This is a genomic window from Dyadobacter koreensis (assembly GCF_900108855.1).
GTDB classification, from domain to species: Bacteria; Bacteroidota; Bacteroidia; order Cytophagales; family Spirosomataceae; genus Dyadobacter; species Dyadobacter koreensis.
Window position 1 is genome coordinate 573,482 of the sequence record NZ_FNXY01000001.1, and the last position, 18,746, is coordinate 592,227.

General features: G+C 42.7%; 14 protein-coding genes. 10 read left to right on the forward strand and 4 right to left on the reverse strand.

From position 1 onward, the window contains the following. The first annotated feature begins 39 nt into the window (after window positions 1–39). Window positions 40–1,281: a sensor histidine kinase gene (locus BMY70_RS02350; protein ID WP_090331560.1), complete on the forward strand. Its 1,242-nt coding sequence runs from the start codon at window positions 40–42 to the stop codon at window positions 1,279–1,281. An 81-nt stretch (window positions 1,282–1,362) separates the two neighbouring features. Here the strand turns inward: BMY70_RS02350 and BMY70_RS02355 are convergent, their stop codons facing one another. Next, window positions 1,363–1,797, reverse strand: a complete 435-nt coding sequence (locus BMY70_RS02355; protein WP_090331562.1) for a hypothetical protein — start codon at window positions 1,795–1,797, stop codon at window positions 1,363–1,365. A gap of 1,161 nt (window positions 1,798–2,958) precedes the next feature. Between BMY70_RS02355 and BMY70_RS02360 the strand changes: the two genes are divergently transcribed. Continuing rightward, window positions 2,959–6,294: a SusC/RagA family TonB-linked outer membrane protein gene (locus BMY70_RS02360; RefSeq protein ID WP_090331565.1), complete on the forward strand. Its 3,336-nt coding sequence runs from the start codon at window positions 2,959–2,961 to the stop codon at window positions 6,292–6,294. A gap of 20 nt (window positions 6,295–6,314) precedes the next feature. Continuing rightward, window positions 6,315–7,790, forward strand: a complete 1,476-nt coding sequence (locus BMY70_RS02365; RefSeq protein WP_090331567.1) for a SusD/RagB family nutrient-binding outer membrane lipoprotein — start codon at window positions 6,315–6,317, stop codon at window positions 7,788–7,790. Between the two features lie 330 nt (window positions 7,791–8,120). Here the strand turns inward: BMY70_RS02365 and BMY70_RS02375 are convergent, their stop codons facing one another. After that, window positions 8,121–9,041 carry a ClpXP adapter SpxH family protein gene (locus BMY70_RS02375; RefSeq protein ID WP_090331571.1) on the reverse strand — a complete coding sequence of 307 codons (921 nt, stop codon included), beginning with the start codon at window positions 9,039–9,041 and terminating at the stop codon, window positions 8,121–8,123. A gap of 137 nt (window positions 9,042–9,178) precedes the next feature. Here BMY70_RS02375 and BMY70_RS02380 point away from each other — a divergent pair, with 137 nt between their 5' ends. Next, the gene (locus BMY70_RS02380) at window positions 9,179–9,529 is read left to right on the forward strand and encodes a winged helix-turn-helix transcriptional regulator (protein WP_090331573.1); all 351 of its coding nucleotides are present in this window, start codon (window positions 9,179–9,181) and stop codon (window positions 9,527–9,529) included. A 325-nt stretch (window positions 9,530–9,854) separates the two neighbouring features. Here BMY70_RS02380 and BMY70_RS02385 read toward each other — a convergent pair whose 3' ends face one another. Beyond that, entirely contained in the window at window positions 9,855–10,739 is an 885-nt protein-coding gene (locus BMY70_RS02385) for a response regulator (RefSeq protein ID WP_090331574.1), read from the reverse strand. Between the two features lie 246 nt (window positions 10,740–10,985). Between BMY70_RS02385 and BMY70_RS02390 the strand changes: the two genes are divergently transcribed. From BMY70_RS02390 to BMY70_RS02415, 6 genes are all read left to right on the forward strand, one after another. Further along, a complete protein-coding gene (locus BMY70_RS02390; protein ID WP_090331575.1) occupies window positions 10,986–12,263 on the forward strand; it encodes a sensor histidine kinase in 1,278 nt (425 codons plus the stop codon). Window positions 12,264–12,651: 388 nt separating this feature from the next. Then, window positions 12,652–13,440, forward strand: a complete 789-nt coding sequence (locus BMY70_RS02395; RefSeq protein WP_090331577.1) for an SDR family oxidoreductase — start codon at window positions 12,652–12,654, stop codon at window positions 13,438–13,440. A gap of 145 nt (window positions 13,441–13,585) precedes the next feature. Beyond that, window positions 13,586–13,930, forward strand: a complete 345-nt coding sequence (locus BMY70_RS02400) for a hypothetical protein (RefSeq protein WP_090331579.1) — start codon at window positions 13,586–13,588, stop codon at window positions 13,928–13,930. A 17-nt stretch (window positions 13,931–13,947) separates the two neighbouring features. Further along, window positions 13,948–14,856 carry a helix-turn-helix domain-containing protein gene (locus BMY70_RS02405; protein ID WP_090331581.1) on the forward strand — a complete coding sequence of 303 codons (909 nt, stop codon included), beginning with the start codon at window positions 13,948–13,950 and terminating at the stop codon, window positions 14,854–14,856. A 107-nt stretch (window positions 14,857–14,963) separates the two neighbouring features. Beyond that, a complete protein-coding gene (locus BMY70_RS02410) occupies window positions 14,964–15,722 on the forward strand; it encodes an SDR family NAD(P)-dependent oxidoreductase (RefSeq protein WP_090331583.1) in 759 nt (252 codons plus the stop codon). Window positions 15,723–15,752: 30 nt separating this feature from the next. Continuing rightward, entirely contained in the window at window positions 15,753–16,670 is a 918-nt protein-coding gene (locus BMY70_RS02415) for a helix-turn-helix domain-containing protein (protein ID WP_090331585.1), read from the forward strand. 641 nt (window positions 16,671–17,311) lie between these two features. Here BMY70_RS02415 and BMY70_RS02425 read toward each other — a convergent pair. Beyond that, a complete protein-coding gene (locus BMY70_RS02425) occupies window positions 17,312–18,733 on the reverse strand; it encodes an alanine/glycine:cation symporter family protein (RefSeq protein ID WP_090331589.1) in 1,422 nt (473 codons plus the stop codon). Window positions 18,734–18,746: the final 13 nt, after the last annotated feature.

Below are 18,746 nucleotides of genomic sequence, written 5' to 3' on the forward strand. Positions count from 1 at the left end.
ATCCTGAAAAGACTATTATTTTTTTCTTGAATTTCCAAAATGAAAAGGTATCAAAACAGGGCCGGTATCATCATTGCAGGATCCATTCCTCTATTTGTATTGCCGGCCAGAATATCCGAGGGTCAGTGGAAAGATCCGGTGAATTTAATTGGCTCCGAAATCGTGATCTTCCTGATGAGTCTAGCCTGCTGGCATGCAATTATTTATTTACAGAACCAGCCAAATCTGAAAAGTTGGCATAAGATGGTTCTTTCCCTGCTCTGCTGCTGTCTTTTGTCGAACCTGTTCTTTTTTACTTTCAATCCTTTCTTCAAGGACTTTCCTTTTCGAACGGCCACCAATCCGCTGTATATCCGCATACTGATGCTATCTAGCCGGGGCATTTTAATGAGCATTATATTAATTCCAGGTGCATATTACGTTCATAAGGATCTTGAAGCAAGAAGAGCACAGCGGGAGCATCAGAAATTGGCTTTGCAAAAATTTGAAATAGAAAATAAGCTGTTGGAGAGTGAAGTGTTTGAAAGGACCAAAGCACTTCACTATGCTTTAAGTGCTATGCAAGAAACCCAGCAGGAACTTGAACACCAAATCTATATTCAGGCAAGACTGCTTGCTTCCTTTAATCACGACATCAGGGCCCCCTTCAAATTTTCAGTATTGATAGCGGGCAAAATTGCTAAACTCGCTGCCTTAGAAGATGATCAAAGTCCGATCCATAAGTATGCAACTGAACTGAACAGCACATTGAAGAATACGTTGAGCTATGTAAAAAATCTGCTTGAATTCACAAAGCTGCCTGTGCGTAAAAAATTGGAAAAATCTGAAAACGTTAATTTATTACGCCTTATAAATGAAAAGGCTCAACTATTTGACGGAAGTATTAACATCAAAAAGAATCACATTATTATTGATGTAGATTCATCTATTCAGGTGGAAAGTAATTACAATTTGCTTGGTATCGTCTTGCACAATCTCATAGACAATGCTAACAAATATTCCTCCAACGGAAACATTCAGATAGTGGCCCGTACTTTGGGAGCAGTTACAGAATTAGCTATCCGCAACATGGGCGACATAATTCCGCCAAAAATTACCGATTGGTTTAATGGTAATAACAGCGAAGTGCCGCCCCAGGAAAACATCAATCAAAATGAGGTCTATGGCATTGGATTACTACTGGTCAAAGAAATATCGCTGCTACTGGAAGTAAAACTTCAAATGCATTCTGATGATACGGTTACTGAAGTGATACTTGGCTTCACTAAATCTAATTCCTAGTCAATATTTTGTAGGATTTTAAGACCCCATGAATTCAGGACTCTAAGATCAATACGCAATTTTCTTTTATAGTCAACCAGATCATTTTGTTTTTAAGATAACCTGACCGTCAGGATAGTTTATGTCCGCCTTATTTTCTGCGGTTATAAAAAAACTTCGAGGTTCAAAAGGTGTCGCGGTGACAAGCTCACTGCGAAGTGCTTTTGAGAACAGCCCAGTTGAATTTTTCAATTGTCCAAGATTTTTAGTTCCATTGCCGGACGTATTCGCCCAAAGAACGTAGGTACTACGAGTTTCAACCAGATTTTCTGCCGGAGCCAGGTTCCGAACCGCTAATTTGATTCCATAATTTTCATTTTTATCTTTTTTAACCTTAATCGTACCTTCTGCAGCCGGAACAATGGCAGAGCTTTCAAATACATATTTTTTGCTGCAAGAGTTGATCGTTAGCAGGATTGCAAAAAGTAATGAATAGCCATACAGGTTGCTCGCGGCAGATTTGATGTTTTTCTTCATCGGAGATCTATTTAGTTTATTTGCTACTTAGCGGTAAGCTAAGAAATACTAATTTTATGCCAATGGAGTTAAAAACCTGGAAGCTTTTTGATTTTTAGTTGTTACAAAATGGGTTACTAGTCATCAGTGCCAGCTGATTTCAATTCAGCAATTCATAGAGCACAGCAATATCATACTTGAATCAATTATTAAAAATCCTCCAAAATCATTGCATAATCGCGGCATCAGGAGTCTGCTGGAAAGCCTTTTTAAGAAACGGATAAAAAACAACTTTTCACATCGTCAGTTAGGACAAGATTTTTTCTTCGCCTTGTCTTAGCATTGTTTCAAGTTTTTCAAGACTTAACATAACTACCATTATATGCAAATACATATAAATATTAAATTCGGTAATCCTATTTTGTTGTATATGATTTCATCTTCTGGTTCGGTAACTGATAGAAGTGACTAATCGCTGGCATCTTCATTGTCAAAGGTGTAAAGACTTGCCCTTCTGATTACGACCATTTAAACCTGGTTTTAACCATAACCATAATGTTCACATACCTTGAAAGTCTGGTAAGCGGAAAACAAAATAACGCTTGGTGAAAAATCAGCATTATTCACTAAATGCATGCTGAATTGTTTGATCAGAATATTTAATTTTCATATCTTTCAAAGCAGTCTGACTTGTGGGATACTCTTTACCAGCCTTGATCATTCAGGTCAACCAAGACCGTTTCAGAGATGTCAGCAACTGTCAGAAAGCCGGATTAAACACATTCCGAAAAACATAAAATGCTCTTACAATTGGCTCCGACAAGCCGTACCGCAATTTTTTGAGTACATATTCATTGCACAATTAACAATTTCTTCATTTTCGTTTTTAGCAATACGATCAGTAAAACACTCATTTTTGTCCGAAATTAAGGTTTTCAAAAATTAACCCGAAATCAACAAACAAAAAAATCAGCAGTGAAAATTACCATAGACAGTATATAGATTATTTGAAACGCGTATAACATCGTTCCGTTTTGAAGCTTTCGTATCTATTTTTTCAATTAAACAGAATGCCTATCGAAAAGAACCGTAATCTAAACATTCTTTCAGCCGGCGTCTTCTATCTTCCTATATCCAGGCGCCTCATCATTGTCCCCAACTACTCATCTTAAAATTACTATTATGTTAAAAAAATTACCTATTCCTAAACGTATTCGGAAGTTCTCGCAGGTACTGCTCTGTCAAGCCCTGCTTGCAGGCTGCCTCATTCCCGTTTCGAAAGCAGCGTTTACTGTCGTCAGCAGCATCAAAACCGACAAAACCGTAACCGGACGGATCACCGATGAAAACGGAAGCGGACTTCCCGGTGTGAGTGTTATTGTCAAAGGTAGCACTGTGGGAACAATCTCGGACGGCGATGGAAAGTATCAAATCAGTGTTTCTGATAATGCAGCCACGTTGATATTTTCCTACGTTGGTTATCTTTCGATTGAAAGAGCCGTAGGCAACGCAACAGCCCTGGATATCAGCTTGCAACCTGATGCCAGAAATTTAAATGAGGTCGTCGTTACAGCACTCGGTATCAAGCAGGAGATCAAAAAGTTAGGATACGCAGTACAGGAATTGAAAGGAACGGACCTGGACAAAGCCCGCGAGACAAACTTTGTCAGCGGCCTTGCCGGAAAGATTGCCGGCGTTCAGGTTATGAGCAGCCCGAGTGGGATCGGGGGCTCGGCACGTATAACCATACGGGGCGATAAATCCCTGGACATTAATAAAAACCAGCCGCTTTTTGTTATCGACGGGGTACCGATTACAAATGCGCTAACGGGTTCCAGCGGAAGGGATTTTCAGGAACTGGATTATGGGAACGGAGCTTCACTGATCAATCCGGATGATGTAGAATCGATGACTGTACTGAAAGGAGCAAATGCTTCGGCCTTGTATGGATCGCGGGGGGCGAATGGTGTTATTGTGATCACGACCAAATCCGGGAAAAACAGCAAAGGGCTGGGTGTATCGGTTAATGCGGGGCTAACTTTTGAAAACCCACTGATTTTGCCTGATTTCCAACGTGTTTATGGCCAGGGAAACAATGGAGAATTCAATTTTGTGGATGGAAACGGGGGTGGTATTCGCGATGGTGTTGACGAAAGCTGGGGACCTCAGATGGATGGAAGACTAATCGCACAGCATAACTCCCCTACTTCAAACGGCTATCGGGGCGGTGATATTTCTTTGGTTAATGACGGAGTGTTAGGCTCACCGGCTGACTTGGCCGCGCGCGGAACGATCACGCCGACCCCGTTTGTACCTGGAAATAACCTAAAAGAATTTTACGAGACAGGGCTGACGAAAAACACCAATATTTCGGTTACAGGAGCGAATGAAAAGGGAGATTTCAGATTGTCCTATACCCTGCTTGATCAAAAAGGAATTATTCCCAACACCGATATTACCCGTAACACGTTTGCCATTAACACGGGCTATAATCTTTCACCTAAACTGTCAGTTCGCATCTCGGCCAATTACGTAAATTCAGCCAGTGATAACCGCCCGAATTTAACCTACGGAACAGAAAGTATCATTTATCTTTTGCACTGCTGGATGGGACAGCATGTGGATCTGAACAGTTTGAAAAACTACTGGATGCCGGGCATGGAGAACAAACAGCAGTTTAACTTCAATTACAATTACCACGACAACCCGTATTTCAACCTATACGAAAATACAAACAGTCAGAGCGCAAACAGAATCTTTGGAAATATCGCCGTTAAATATAATTTTAACGACTGGCTAAATCTACAGGTGCGCGGCGGAACAGATTTCAATAATGACTTAAGAAAGAGAAAGCGCGCATTCAGTACACAGCGGTTTCCTTTCGGAAGTTACCGTGAAGAGCGCGTGAAAAACGGAGAATCCAACTTTGACTTCCTACTGAGCGCTTCGAAAGAAATCAATGAGACCTTCACTGTCGGAGCAAATTTTGGAGGGAACCGCCAGATCAGCAAAACCAATAACTTCGAGGTAACAGCGCCTCAGCTTTTGATTCCTGGGATATACAGTTTTAATAACACACGTGTTGCGTTGGTCAGCTCGATTGATGACATCAATAAGATTGTCAATAGTTTATACGGCTCGGTTCAGTTTGGTTACAAGAATTTTCTGTTTCTGGATGTGACCGCACGCAATGACTGGTCAACGGCTCTAACCCTTCCGGCGGCAGCTGATTCGCTGGGACAAACCATCAACTCCTACTTTTATCCATCCGCCTCTTTAAGCGCGGTTGTCAGCGATATGGTCCAGCTTCCTGAGTGGGTATCTTTTGGTAAGCTGCGTACCAGTTTAGCCCAGGTGGGTAATGACACCGACCCTTACCGCTTTACATCGGGCTACATCCGAGACAATCCGTGGGGCGATTATCCGATCTATAATTCGAACAGTACGCTGGTCAATTACAATCTAAAACCAGAGATCAGTACCTCTTTTGAGATTGGTACCGAATGGCGTTTCTTCAAAAGCCGTGCAGGTCTAGACTTCACATTTTATAATATCAACACCCGCAATCAGATTCTTCCGTCCGTACCTGTTTCACTTACCTCTGGTTATAACACAAGAATCGTAAATGCAGGTGAAATCAGAAATTACGGTTTTGAAGTCGTACTTTCAGGTACCCCTGTACAAACGGAGGCTTTCCGCTGGGATATCGGCGTGAACTGGTCGGCAAACCGCAGCAAAGTAATTGAATTTGACGGTGTCGTTCAGGATTATCAAATGGCAGAACGTCATGGGGTATCGATCCGTGCGCAGGTAGGCGAACGGATGGGCGATATGTACGCGATTGGTTTTAAGCGTGTCGAAGATCCAAACAGTCCCTACTTTGGCCAGAAAATCCTTAACGAGTCGGGCCGTTACGTGAGTACTAACAATCGGATCAAGGTTGGAAACTACAATGCCGACTGGATGGCCGGTATCCGCAATACCTTTACCTACAAAAATGTAAGCCTGGGGGCTCTGCTGGATATCCGTCACGGCGGACAGATTTTCTCCGAAACTTTCGTAGTAGGATTAGAGGCCGGCCAGTTGGAAGAAACGTTGGAAGGCCGTGCAAATGGCTATGACCTGACCATTCCAGGCAACGGTGTAGTCGCTCAGGGAGTTATTGAAAATGCAGATGGAAGTTTCCGTCCAAATGATGTAAAACTTTCAGCGCGTGAGTATCACCAGTCGCGGACAGGAAACCGTGACATCCCCGAAGGAGGTATTTTCAATGCCTCCTATGCTAAGCTGCGCGAAGTAAGACTTGGCTATACGATTCCTGCCAAATATTTGTCAAAAGCGAAAATAAAAGGTTTGAATGTTTCGGTGGTAGGCCGTAACCTGGCCGTATGGAGCAAGGTTCCGCACATTGATCCGGAGACATCTTCACTGAGCGGCGGAACGATCATTCCGGGAATTGAATCCGTAGGCATGCCAACCACGCGTAGCTGGGGATTTAATCTTGGATTCAACTTTTAATCAGGCTAAACCTTACGACAATGAAAAAGACAATGCAACATATAATCATGCTGGCCGCAGCGCTATTTTTTCTGCCCGCATGTACAGATGATTTTGTAGAAAAAAATACGGACCCTAATGCGATTACCGACGTAACGCCGGACCTTCTGCTTCCTGGGATTATCCGCACATCAGTGAATGAAATGGTTGGTCAGAGCTGGGGAATCGGCAATATCGTCATTCAACATACAGCTAAAATCCAGTTTGTTTCCGAGGATCGTTATACCTGGGGAGACCGCGATGGTCTTTGGAATAATATGTATAACAATCTTCGCAATGTGCAGCTTTTGATCGAGCTGAGTGAGAAAAATAATTCCAAAAATTACAAAGGGATTTCGCTGATCATGCGCGCATGGATGTATTCACTTTTAACTGATGCCTATGGTGATGTTCCCTATACTGAGGCAACAAAAGGGATCAGCGGCACTTTTACCCCAAAATATGAAACCCAGGAGGTAATATATGCCGGGATTCTCAGCGATCTGAAAGCTGCAAATGATCTTCTGGGACCGGGCGAAACGGTTGTAGGTGATCTGATCTACAATGGAGATGTGCAGCAGTGGAAAAAGCTTGCCAACAGTTTAAGACTTCGATATCTTCTAAGAATCTCCGATGTCAAGGATGTAAAGGCAGATATGCAGGCCATTGTTGCCAATCCTACCGCTACACCTATTTTCAGCGATGCTAATAAAAATGCTGACAATGCCACACTTCGTTATCTGACTTCTGCACCAAACCAGTTTCCAATGTATACTGCCCGGCAGGGTTCATTTGACGAATTCCGTTTGAGCAAAAATTTGGGTGACAAGCTTACCGCTCTGTCAGACCCAAGAATCACCGTCTTTGCCCAGCCGACCGACGCATCGATCGCAGCAGGCTCACCTAAATATACAGGGGTTCCCAACGGACTGAATGAAGTGGCTGCGCTGGATTATGCTGGCGGTCCCAATAATGTGTCGCGTGCTGGGGCACTCTTTTACAAGGGTTCCATCACCGACCGAGGTCTGGATGTTGCCAAAGGCTATATCATGGGCTATCCAGAACTTCAGTTCGTACTGGCCGAAGCGGTTAAAAAAGGCCTGGTGACCTCGACTAAAACGGCACAGTCCTACTACGAAGAAGGTGTAAAAGCTGCCTTTGATTATGCAGATGTGACGATGCCGGGAAACTACCTAAGTAGTGCAGGGGTGGCATACAGTGATGCAGATGCTCTTACGGTCATCGGAACACAGAAATGGATCGCCCTGTTTTTCACAGGACTTGAAGCGTGGTTCGACTGGCGACGTACCGGCATCCCAACCATCACCGCCGGAGTCGATAATGTCAATGGCGGGAAGGTTCCAGTGCGGTTTGCTTATCCGCGCAGTGAACAAGTGCTTAACGCCGCCAGTTTAAATGAAGCGGTTGCCCGGCAAGGCGCAGACACGTATAACACGAAAGTCTGGTGGGATAAATAACTTTCCCAACACATAAAAAAGCTCAAATATCCTTTGCATGTCAAAAGATATTTGAGCTTTTTATTTGCTGGCCGGTTCCAAATGAATTAAAGTGCCGGATCTTTCTTATCTGGATTCCCTATCGTCGGGATTCACCAGGCTTTTGATAAAAGCAAACAGGCAAATAGCAAAACACATCAGATATAAAATCCCCAGCCCTAAATTTTCAAATTGTAACGTCTGGAAATCGAATTGGCGATAGGCCGATACCCCAAGAATAACCGACAGAATTAGAAACGTAGCTGTTTTCAAAATATGGATTAGGTTAAATTTTGATACTTTTTCACCATTTTAAAAGGATTCACCAGCTAGGACCCTTTTCCAAAGAGCCCCGTTTTTTGTGTCAAATTTGCTGAGCTTACCCTCCGTTGCAAGCTTATTAAGCAGCTCGTGGCTTTCTAAAAAAGTAAGACCGCTCAGCTCAGAAAATTCCCTGACTGTCATTGTTTGAAAGTAAGAAAATAGTGCTTCCCAGCTTTGATCATAACTGGCTTTCTGCGCATCGGGAAGCATTTGCTGTATGGCGTTTTCATATGCAGAATATACTTTAAAGCCATAGACCTTTTCCTGTCTATTTACTCCGTCTTCTATAAAAATAGTTGGAAAACCTCTCACACCATATCTTTTGGCGAGTTGCAGATCCGCTTGAAAAAGTTGCTCAGCCTTCGTTGTTAAATCTTTTTTAAGGCAATCGGCATCCATGCCGACCTGTAATGCTGCGGCAGAAAGGTGCTCCCACTTTGTAATATTTTTCTTTTCTAAAAATACCATTTCGCGGATTCGTCTCAGAAAAGCGATTGCCTTGTCACCTCCTTGAAGCTGAGCCGCCTTGAAGGCGACTGATGGCGGGTAAGAAGAATGAAGCGGATCCTCAAGCCATATGTCACCATCAATCGGCATTTGATAATGTACACTTACTTCGTCCCAGTGATGGGCTACATCGGATGGCTTGCTGATTCCGCCACTGTTATAGCTCCAATCGGGCAGAAGTCCGCCCATGTGGTACTGGATTTCAAAAACCGCACCGTATTCGAGTTTTAGCCTTCGCACCTGCGCTTCGATGCCCCAGCAGGTTGAACAGATCGGATCAGTAAAGTAAATGATCTTTAGTTGTTTGCCAGAAGGTGCAATTTTTACTGAATCAGCCGGGCTGCTCTGCGGCAATTCACAGATGCCCAGTTCAGGGTCGCAGATAAGTGGATTGGTTTTCATGGTCTGTAATTTAAATGATCTTCGCTCAGCTGTCAAAGGTAAACCCACAAATGAAGAAGATTGTCATAAATTACCTATCAGAAACTAGTTACCTTTATGAAACTACCTTTGTAATTGCTTAAAATGCGCAGAAAAGAATGAAAAAACAAGCTGTTCACAATACCTCTAATCTTTGCAGAGCTCAAATTCTGGGAATAAAAAGCGCGATGGAAATTTTGTCAGGAAAATGGAAACTGTATATACTCGGAACACTTCTATTGCATGATAAAATGCGTTTTATGGACCTTCTCAGAGAGATTGACGGAATCGCGGCAAAGATGCTATCGAAAGAATTACAGGACATGGAAATAAACCAGTTGGTCCGTCGTACTGTCGTTGATACCAAACCGCTCACGGTTCAATACGAACTGACAAGTGCGGGAAGGTCACTGCAACAGGTCATCACAGAAGTTTCCAAATGGGGCATTGAATACCGGGACAATTTGTAGCAAATGCTTTCTGACAGATACCGCTGAGAAAAGAATCCTTACAAGGTCTTAACCGGTCCGGATAATGGACGAAATGCAGCTATACCATCATGCCGAGCGATTTTGTCTTCTTGCTTTAACATTAATAGATCTGAGCGCAGGCTTTATCTCTACTTATCAGTGTTTTTTAAGCAAAGATCAACGCAATTCAAACTGCCAGAATGAATCAAACTTGAAATACTTTTAAATTCCAGCGAATTACTAAAAACTGCATTCGACGGAAGCGACAAGTAATAGCATGCCTTCAAATTATCCAATAGCCGTTTACCGAACCAAGCACAAGCGCTTAATATCTTGACAGCTTATCCTGCGTGATGATAGTATCCATCCAAAAATGACACAAGTAGGAAAAAAAGGAAAACCAGCCGGTCAAATCAGAAGACTTTGTCATATATGCGTTCGCCTGCAAACGGTAACAATCCTGTACATCCTGGGGATCATCCGATTGACTAAATATAATGATAGGAACCGCAGATAAGTTTTTTGAAACTAGAAATTGTTTTATTAATTCTAGCAAAGCAAGACCACTTTTTCGATCTGGCAGATATAGATCCAGTAAAATCAATTGCGGCGTGGCTATACGCTTATCCCATTGGTAAGTCAAAAATTCCAAGGAAGTAATCTTGTCATTCAGATGTATGATATCAACATTGGGCAAACTATGCTGCAAGGCAAGATGAATCAGCTTACTTTCATCCATGTTATCCTCAATAATCAAAATGCTTTTCGCAGACACAGTTTCAACACTGGTGGCATGATCAAATGATGAATAATTATGCAAAAAGCATACATTAATTGCCCTGGCAAGTTCCTCGTAATCACTTATCAGATAAGGCTTTGCAATGTAGGCATTAATTCCCTTCAAATAGGCGTTCGAAATTAGGTCCGGGTTCAATGAAGTCGATATCATAATGATTGGAATGTGTATTAAATCAGGATCTGATTTAAGTATTTCCAACGCTTCAAGACCATTCATTCTGGGCATATTCATATCCAAAAGAACTATTATGTCTGCTGCTGGCCCTTCCCTTTTGATCTGTTCGATCAACGCTTCCCCATCTGCAACCTCCTTGATGACAATTCCAGAAATAGTATCCCGGATCGCCTCTCGAAGCAGCATCCTGTCGTCTTCGTCATCATCAGCTATAAAAATCGTCTTGGTACTATTCATAGAAGCATCATTCAATCTTGTAGTCAGGTAAATCAAAATCCCGCCACACAGGCAAATTTATGATATAATTACTAATGACTCACCTAGCACTCAAAAATTATTGCGAGAACTGCTAGAAATCAGGTATAGTATTTTTTATTATTGTCACAGTGTAATTTATTTAGGCTGAATATTGAGTTATTTTGCACCTGCGATTTGAGGCTCCTCGCCGTTATCAAATAAAATACATCCACACAGCCCTTAACTATGGCCAAATTAAAAAAGAATCAGCAGTACCAGGATTTAGTTGGTTTACTTCGAACTAAGCGAGAATCATTATTTAACAGCTGGAGGGAGGCCTGTTTTCAGGATAAAAACCTAAGCAGCAAAGCAAGCTTTTCACGAGAAGAGTTTAACGATCAAATACCGGTTCTGTTAAATATATTGGAACAGCGTCTACTTCAGGAGCCGGAAATTGAAGATGCGGCCAAGGTTGCCCGTGAGCACGGTCTTCACAGATGGCAATCAGGATATGAGCTCCATGAACTGATCATCGAGTTTGAGCATTTATTTAATCTGCTTTTGGAACAGATTTTTGCCTATGCTGAGAATAACTCAAATTTCACGGCGCAGTCGCTGATTGCTATTCAAAAAGAAGTATTCAGTATATACTCTGATTCAATCCGGGGAAGTATAACCTATTATTATCAACTCAGACAAACCACGGCTGCCGAGCAGGCCTTAAATCTTCAAAATGCACTTGAGCAGTTGCAACAGTTAAGCAAGACAAGAAACGAGCATCTTCGCCATAGTTCACATGATTTGCGATCCAGTTTTAGTGTTTTAATGATGGCCTCTCAATTATGGGAGCTGCCGTCTTCTGAAAAGGACCGTACAGAATTAATGGGAATGCTAAACAAAAACCTGTCTTCAATACGGGATTTGCTCTTACAACTTACCGATTATTCCCGTATAGAGGCAGGTCAGGAATTGCTGCATATTAAAGAATTCGACGTATCAGAATTACTAAATTCACTGATTGAAAATACATTGCCCCTCGCAGAACAAAAGAACATTGTGCTTGAAGGTACCGGACCCAAACATTTAAAAGTTCAAAGTGATCCCGTGCAAATTCAGCGTGTATTTCAAAATTTGCTTCACAACGCTTTGAAATATACAGATTCAGGCGGCGTATATGTTTCATGGGCTGTTGAAAATGAATCAAGATGGATCCTGAGTATCCAGGATACGGGACCTGGATTTGCTAAAAATAGTATTACAGCGCTGTTTGCCGAGCAATTAAAACCTTCTATTCATACGACTGCCGTACATCACGAAAGAAAAATGCTTCAGCAACCGGCACCTACCTTAACAGATCAAACCGGCAATGAGCATTTCAAGGAAAGCGAAGGCTTAGGTCTTTTTATTGTAAAAAAAATCTGTGAATTAATGAAGGCAACCATGGACATAGAAAGTAAAAATGGACAGGGAACGCTGGTACGTATTCGTTTTCAATCGCAACAAGAACCAAACACGCTTACTTAATTGGTTGGTGATTATTTTGTGATAATTGTGATGGTGGTGAAAGTATTTCCAACTACGGAAAGAGCTTACCGGTAAAAGAAGCTGGCAGAATATCCAAAGAACAGAAACCGTAACGGTCAGCGGTGGAATGGGAACTGGGATTCTGCAGCTTAGGCCATTTTACATGTTTATTCTAAATACATATCGGAACGTAACCTCAAAAAACCGCATGCCGCGGGCGTTTGCATTCCTGTGACACAACGAATACTGATTCGATTTGGCGATAGAATGTATGGATACTGAATCTAAGCCGTAGGAAATAGTCCCTTTTAACTTCGATATTGCGACTTTTGGCTAATTGGTTTTTGTAAGGACTGCTGAACTTTGCAATAACAAAAACAGCAGATAAATGGAACTAAGAAACAGCACTGTCCTGATCACAGGAGGCACAAGTGGAATCGGTTTAGAGCTTGTCAAACAGCTGACCGAACAGGGGGCAAATATTCTTATTACCGGGCGTCACGCGGATGCCTTGAAGAAAACAAAAGCCATGTTTCCAAAGGTGCATACCTTCCAAAGCGATGTGGGTAGTCTACAGGACATTCAACAGCTGTACCGGGAAGTTAGCCTGCAATTTCCAGAGCTGAATATACTAATCAACAATGCTGGACTGATGCGGCTGATCGACCTTATGGATCACACCTTGAGCCTGGATGACATCAACAGGGAAATAGCTACGAATCTTACCGGGACTATTCAAATGGTACAACAATTTTTACCACACCTGCTCAAAAAGAAAACTGCCGCGATCGTCAACGTGTCTTCTGGTATTGCCTTCATGGCTTATTCAGCGGCACCGGTATATAGCGCTGCAAAAGCCGGAGTTCGTGCCTACACACAAGCATTACGTTTGCAACTCGAGCACACGAATGTAAAAGTTTTCGAAATGATACCACCTGGTGTAAAAACCAACCTGCAAAACGACTGGGCGATACAACCTGATCCGCGCATGATGATGGATGTTGACAAAATGGTACGTGTTGCAATAACAGGATTGCAGAAAGATAAGCCAGAGCTTGAACCAGCGATGATAAAAGTAATAAAAGTTGCCAGCAGAATTGCCCCGAAGCTCCTTTTAAACATGGGCCACAAGGAGTTAAAAAAAATAAAAGAACAAACGAAGAACACGCAACAATGAAACATCACATTTTTGCAAATACCTTGACATTAGTATATGTCACAGCCTTCGCCAGGCAGCTGCCAATAAAAGCATGCGTCGCTGGGCAGAGTCTGGTAAGCCATGAAAGTAAAAAAAATTAACAGATTTCATTAAGGGTAAACATATGAAAATTGTATCTATTGTTCTTTTAGTAACGTCCGCATTCCTTAGCCTGAAACACGGATGGGATGCTTTCCAGCCTGCTCAAGCTGCCCAGGCAAAAATGATGGCCAGCCTGGGTATCCATCCACAGGCAATGCCCTATTTTGGAGTGTTCTCCATCCTGATGGGCTTGATGCTATTTTTTCCCCAAACCTTTTTTCTGAGCAACGTGCTGAATGCTGTGACTATTGTGCTGATCATGGCGCTGTCGCTACGGGCTGGTGACAACAGGACAGCTCTGATTGAAATTCCGTTTCTTAGTATGCCCATGATTTTGATATGGCTTAAGTATCCCTTTAAATTTTAGAATAACCAGATTTACACATGGCAAATCCATCTCCGGTCAGGATTAGATCCATCACAGAAGGGCACCGGTTAACCGGGCTTGAAAAACCACATCACCCGCTCATAAGCATTGTGAACGTGGCTCAATTCAAAAATGATTCTGATATACATGCTGTAATTTTTGATTTCTACGTCATATCCATCAAAAGAGGTTGCAATAATCTGCTTTATGGACAACAGAAATATGATTTTGATGAAGGGTTAATGGCCTTTATGTCACCCGGACAAGTTTTGCGCGGTGAACAAGGTGAAATTCCGCCAAACCTTGAAGGGTGGATGCTATTTATTCACCCCGACTTTTTATGGAATACACCGCTTGCGAAAAAAATCAAGCAATACGAATACTTTGAGTATGCCGCCAATGAAGCCCTGTTTCTTTCGGACAAGGAAGAAATGATGGTCAATACCCTTGTTGAAAATATCAGACAGGAGTATAAAACCAATATGGATAAATTCAGTCAGGACGTAATCATTGCACAGCTCGATCTACTGCTGATCTACGCGCAAAGATTCTATGAAAGGCAGTTTATAACACGCAAAATTACCAACAGCAAAATCCTTACCCGCTTCGAAGACGCGTTGACGAATTACTTGAAGGATCAGGAACTCGACGGCAAAGGTTTACCCACCGTACAGTATTTGGCCGACAGGCTCAATATTTCGGCCAAATATTTAAACAGCCTGCTCAAACAACTCACCGGGCGTACTACACAGCAGCATATACATGAAAAGCTTATCGCGAAAGCCAAAGAAAAACTTTCCACCACAGAATTATCTGTTAGTGAGATCGCCTATGGGCTCGGCTTTGAGCATCCGCAGTCGTTTAGTAAACTGTTCAAATCGAAAACCAATCTTTCTCCCCTTGATTTCAGGGCAACTTTCAAATGACTATTTAACATTAATGCTGCGATTCTGTTACAAAATACAGCGATCGCGTTACAGAAATTGGCCTTGTGGAACCGACCTTTGTATCGAACATTTAAAGTTACAAAGCAATGAAAAAAGTACTGATCACAGGAGCTAACAAAGGGATTGGTCTGGAGATGACCCGGCAGCTGGCCCAAAAAGGATACTATATTTACATGGGCAGCCGCAATTTGCAAAATGGCCTGGATGCGGTCCATCAGTTGAATTCTGAAGGATTAGAATCGATCGAATCTATAGAATTGGATGTGACCAACCAAGACTCAGTTAACGCTGCGCGGGCCAGGATAGGAAGTAAAACGAATTCGCTGGATATCCTGATTAATAATGCGGGGATCAACGGGATAGAATTTGATGGCGACACGCCACTGATGCATACCGCCCTGGGCACAGGTCCCGATAAGTTTAAAGAAGTCTATGAAGTGAATGTATTCGGCGTAATCCGTACAACGCAGGCATTCATCGATTTGTTGCAGCAATCATCAGAACCTCGCATCGTTAACGTAAGTTCAAGTCAGGGTTCACTTACCCTGCATAGTGACCCAGGTTATAAATACTACAAAGCCAAAGGAGCGGTTTACCAATCTTCAAAATCAGCGCTGAACATGTATACCATTGCACTCGCCTTTGAACTGCGCAATACCAACTTTAAAGTCAACGCAGTTAGCCCGCCATCCACGGCCACCGACTTTAATCATTATCTGGGAACGAGCAGTGTGCAGGTGGGGGCAGAACATATTCTGCGTTATACCTTGATAGATAACAACGGGCCAACAGGTAAATTTTTCTGTGCCGACAACAATCCGCAAACCGGTGAAATTCCATGGTAAAAAACTAGTGGATTTTCATAAATTTATCTGATGAAACTGAACAAAACTACACCTCACCATTACAGCTCGCTTTCGGAATTACATAGAATGCTTGGACTGCCCATGCCTGTACATCCACTTGTAAGCCTGGTCAATAACAGTGAAAACCAGCTGAACGCTGCTCATATTCCAGATCTACACACGTCCGCTTTTTACAAAATAGCGCTGAAACAGAACCTGAGCGGAAAATTAAAATACGGTCAGCAATACTATGATTTCGATCAGGGTGGATTATTTTTTATTTCTCCTAACCAGCTAACGGCAAACAGCGACAATAATGGAGATCATTCGGGATATACCTTAATTATTCATCCAGATTTTTTACAGACCTATCCGCTGGCAAGAAGCATCAGGCAATATGGTTTTTTCTCCTACACAGCCAACGAAGCACTTCATCTGGCTGTCAATGAAAAAGAAACCATCCTTGCAATATTTAAAAATATAGAACAGGAATTGCAAAGCAGGCTAGATGATTTTAGCCAGGATGTGATGATCTCACAAATTGAAACGCTGCTGAATTACAGTAAGCGATTCTACAAACGTCAGTTCCTTACGCGAAAAAAAGTTAATACCGATTTGCTGCAAAAACTAGAAGCTATTCTGGATGAATATTTTAATATGCAAAAACCTTTAACGAACGGCATTCCGACAGTGCAATATCTGGCCGGAGCGCTGAACCTATCACCAGGTTATCTTGGTGACATGCTCCGCCATTTAACCGGACGCAGTGCCCAGCAGCAAATACAGGACAGGCTCATCGAAAAAGCAAAAGAAAGGCTTTCAACCACCGAATTGTCAATTGGTGAAATTGCCTATGAGCTTGGCTTCGAGCATTCACAATCGTTCAGCCGATTGTTTAAAGCCAAAACCAAACTGAGTCCTTTGGCGTTCAGGGCAGGATTTCATTGAATGTCACTTGCATCGGAAATCTTTTGTATTTGCATTCTTATAGCAGGCTTTTATTTTAAATTATTTTTCTTCCAAGCATCTTCACAACTGGCCACTTGGATAAACACGATATTTAAAAGAATCTTGATATTTTATAATCCTGGATCTTAAAAAATGAAAAATAATGATTCTGCCGTATAATCTTTGGCAGCAGCCTGCTATAAGCAAACACCCCTTTTGCAATCCGAAAGGTATCTGATAGCTTAAATTTAATTACCGGATCAAAAAATTCCGTGTCAGAAACTCATCGAGGAAGGATTCATGGTCTGAGTCAGATACTGGTCGAGCCACCAGGTTTAATAGCACAAGAACAACAGCCGCTGAAAGCGGCCTTGAATCCAGAATGTTTTCGGTGTTAAAGCGCTTTATCTGCGCATGCGCTAAAAAGAAAACGCTAACCTCATAGATGTACAGAAAGTGATCCGCGAGTGGCTTTTCATCATTGTCACATTGTTTGCTCAAATCATCCTTTTTGACTCAATAAGGTTAGGAAAAAAAGGATTGCTTCCGGGAAAATTAGAGAAATGCCTGGATTTTCCGATCACTAACCCAGAATGGCTGGCCTTGCCGCTGCGGTCTGTCTTGCAGTCGGCAAGGTATTTCTAACCCCACTCTTCTGCGTTATTAATCCCCATTTTCGATGCAACATAGACTGGATCTTTCCCATCCTTTTTTTGCTGCTGATAGTCTTTGAGCGCGTCCAATGCAGGCTTCCGCAGCAGTAATATCGCAATGATGTTCAGCCAGGCCATAAGTCCTACTCCGATATCGCCAACAGTCCATGCCAGCTCCGCCGTCTTGATAGAACCATAGAATGTTGCCGCCATGATCAGTCCCCGCAAGCCCCACAAGAGGATTTTGCTGTTACCTTCTTTCATCAAATAACTCAAATTGGTTTCAGCAATATAATAGTATGCCATAATCGTGGTGAATGCGAAAAACAATAGCGCGATAGAAACAAAACCGCTGCCCAATGAAGGAAAGTGCGTATTGATTGCCTGCTGGGTGAACTCCGAGCCGATGGCCATGCCTTTTACATTTTCTACCAAAAACCCGCCTGCCGGATTTACGACATTGTATTTACCAGTAAAAAGGATCATCAGTGCCGTCGCGGTGCATACAAATAACGTATCGACGTAGACGGAAAACGCCTGCACTAATCCCTGTTTCACAGGATGACTTGCCTCAGCGGCAGCCGCAGCATGCGGAGCGGTTCCCTGACCAGCCTCATTGGAGTAGATACCTCGTTTGACACCCCAGGATACGGCCATTCCGAAAATCCCGGCAAAGGCTGGTTCCATATCAAATGCAGACCGTATAATCAGACCAAAAACAGCAGGCACCTGAGTAATATTCATGGCGATAATGATCAAAGCCATCAGGATATAAGCACCTGCCATGAACGGGACAACAAATTCAGCTACTTTACCAATTCGTTTCACGCCTCCGAAAATGATCAGACCCAACAGAATCGTAATTGTGCCGCCAGTAATCTCCACAGGAATGTCAAACGCAGTCTTTGCACTTGTCGCTATGCTGTTACTTTGAACACCTGGCAGAAACAGCGCAGTACTAAGGATCGTAGCCACGGCAAAAAGCACAGCATACCATTTCACGCCCAACCCTTTTTCAATGTAAAATGCAGGTCCACCTCGGTACTGGCCATCTTTTACCTGTTTGTAAATTTGCCCCAAGGTAGCTTCTACGTAGGCAGATGCCGCGCCCAGAAAAGCAATTGCCCACATCCAAAATACCGCACCGGGTCCTCCCATCGCTATGGCGGTCGCTACACCCGCAATGTTGCCTGTCCCTACCCTTCCGGAAATAGCAATGGCAAAGGCCTGAAAGGAAGAAACTCCTTTTGCCGAAGCCTTATTACCAAATAAAAGTGTCACCATATCTTTTAGATAACGGACCTGAAGAAAACGGGTGACGATAGAAAAATAAATGCCGGTGCCAAGACAAAGAATGATGAGCGCATTGCTCCAGATCACATCGTTTACAGCAGTAATAATTTGTTCCATGCCGGAAAAAGGG

Bases quoted from the DNA above. Each gene is read 5' to 3' on its own strand.
- BMY70_RS02350 (WP_090331560.1), top strand. From the start codon at position 40: ATGAAAAGGTATCAAAACAGGGCCGGTATCATCATTGCAGGATCCATT.
- BMY70_RS02355 (WP_090331562.1), bottom strand. From the start codon at position 1,797: ATGAAGAAAAACATCAAATCTGCCGCGAGCAACCTGTATGGCTATTCA.
- BMY70_RS02360 (WP_090331565.1), top strand. From the start codon at position 2,959: ATGTTAAAAAAATTACCTATTCCTAAACGTATTCGGAAGTTCTCGCAG.
- BMY70_RS02365 (WP_090331567.1), top strand. From the start codon at position 6,315: ATGAAAAAGACAATGCAACATATAATCATGCTGGCCGCAGCGCTATTT.
- BMY70_RS02375 (WP_090331571.1), bottom strand. From the start codon at position 9,041: ATGAAAACCAATCCACTTATCTGCGACCCTGAACTGGGCATCTGTGAA.
- BMY70_RS02380 (WP_090331573.1), top strand. From the start codon at position 9,179: ATGAAAAAACAAGCTGTTCACAATACCTCTAATCTTTGCAGAGCTCAA.
- BMY70_RS02385 (WP_090331574.1), bottom strand. From the start codon at position 10,739: ATGAATAGTACCAAGACGATTTTTATAGCTGATGATGACGAAGACGAC.
- BMY70_RS02390 (WP_090331575.1), top strand. From the start codon at position 10,986: ATGGCCAAATTAAAAAAGAATCAGCAGTACCAGGATTTAGTTGGTTTA.
- BMY70_RS02395 (WP_090331577.1), top strand. From the start codon at position 12,652: ATGGAACTAAGAAACAGCACTGTCCTGATCACAGGAGGCACAAGTGGA.
- BMY70_RS02400 (WP_090331579.1), top strand. From the start codon at position 13,586: ATGAAAATTGTATCTATTGTTCTTTTAGTAACGTCCGCATTCCTTAGC.
- BMY70_RS02405 (WP_090331581.1), top strand. From the start codon at position 13,948: ATGGCAAATCCATCTCCGGTCAGGATTAGATCCATCACAGAAGGGCAC.
- BMY70_RS02410 (WP_090331583.1), top strand. From the start codon at position 14,964: ATGAAAAAAGTACTGATCACAGGAGCTAACAAAGGGATTGGTCTGGAG.
- BMY70_RS02415 (WP_090331585.1), top strand. From the start codon at position 15,753: ATGAAACTGAACAAAACTACACCTCACCATTACAGCTCGCTTTCGGAA.
- BMY70_RS02425 (WP_090331589.1), bottom strand. From the start codon at position 18,733: ATGGAACAAATTATTACTGCTGTAAACGATGTGATCTGGAGCAATGCG.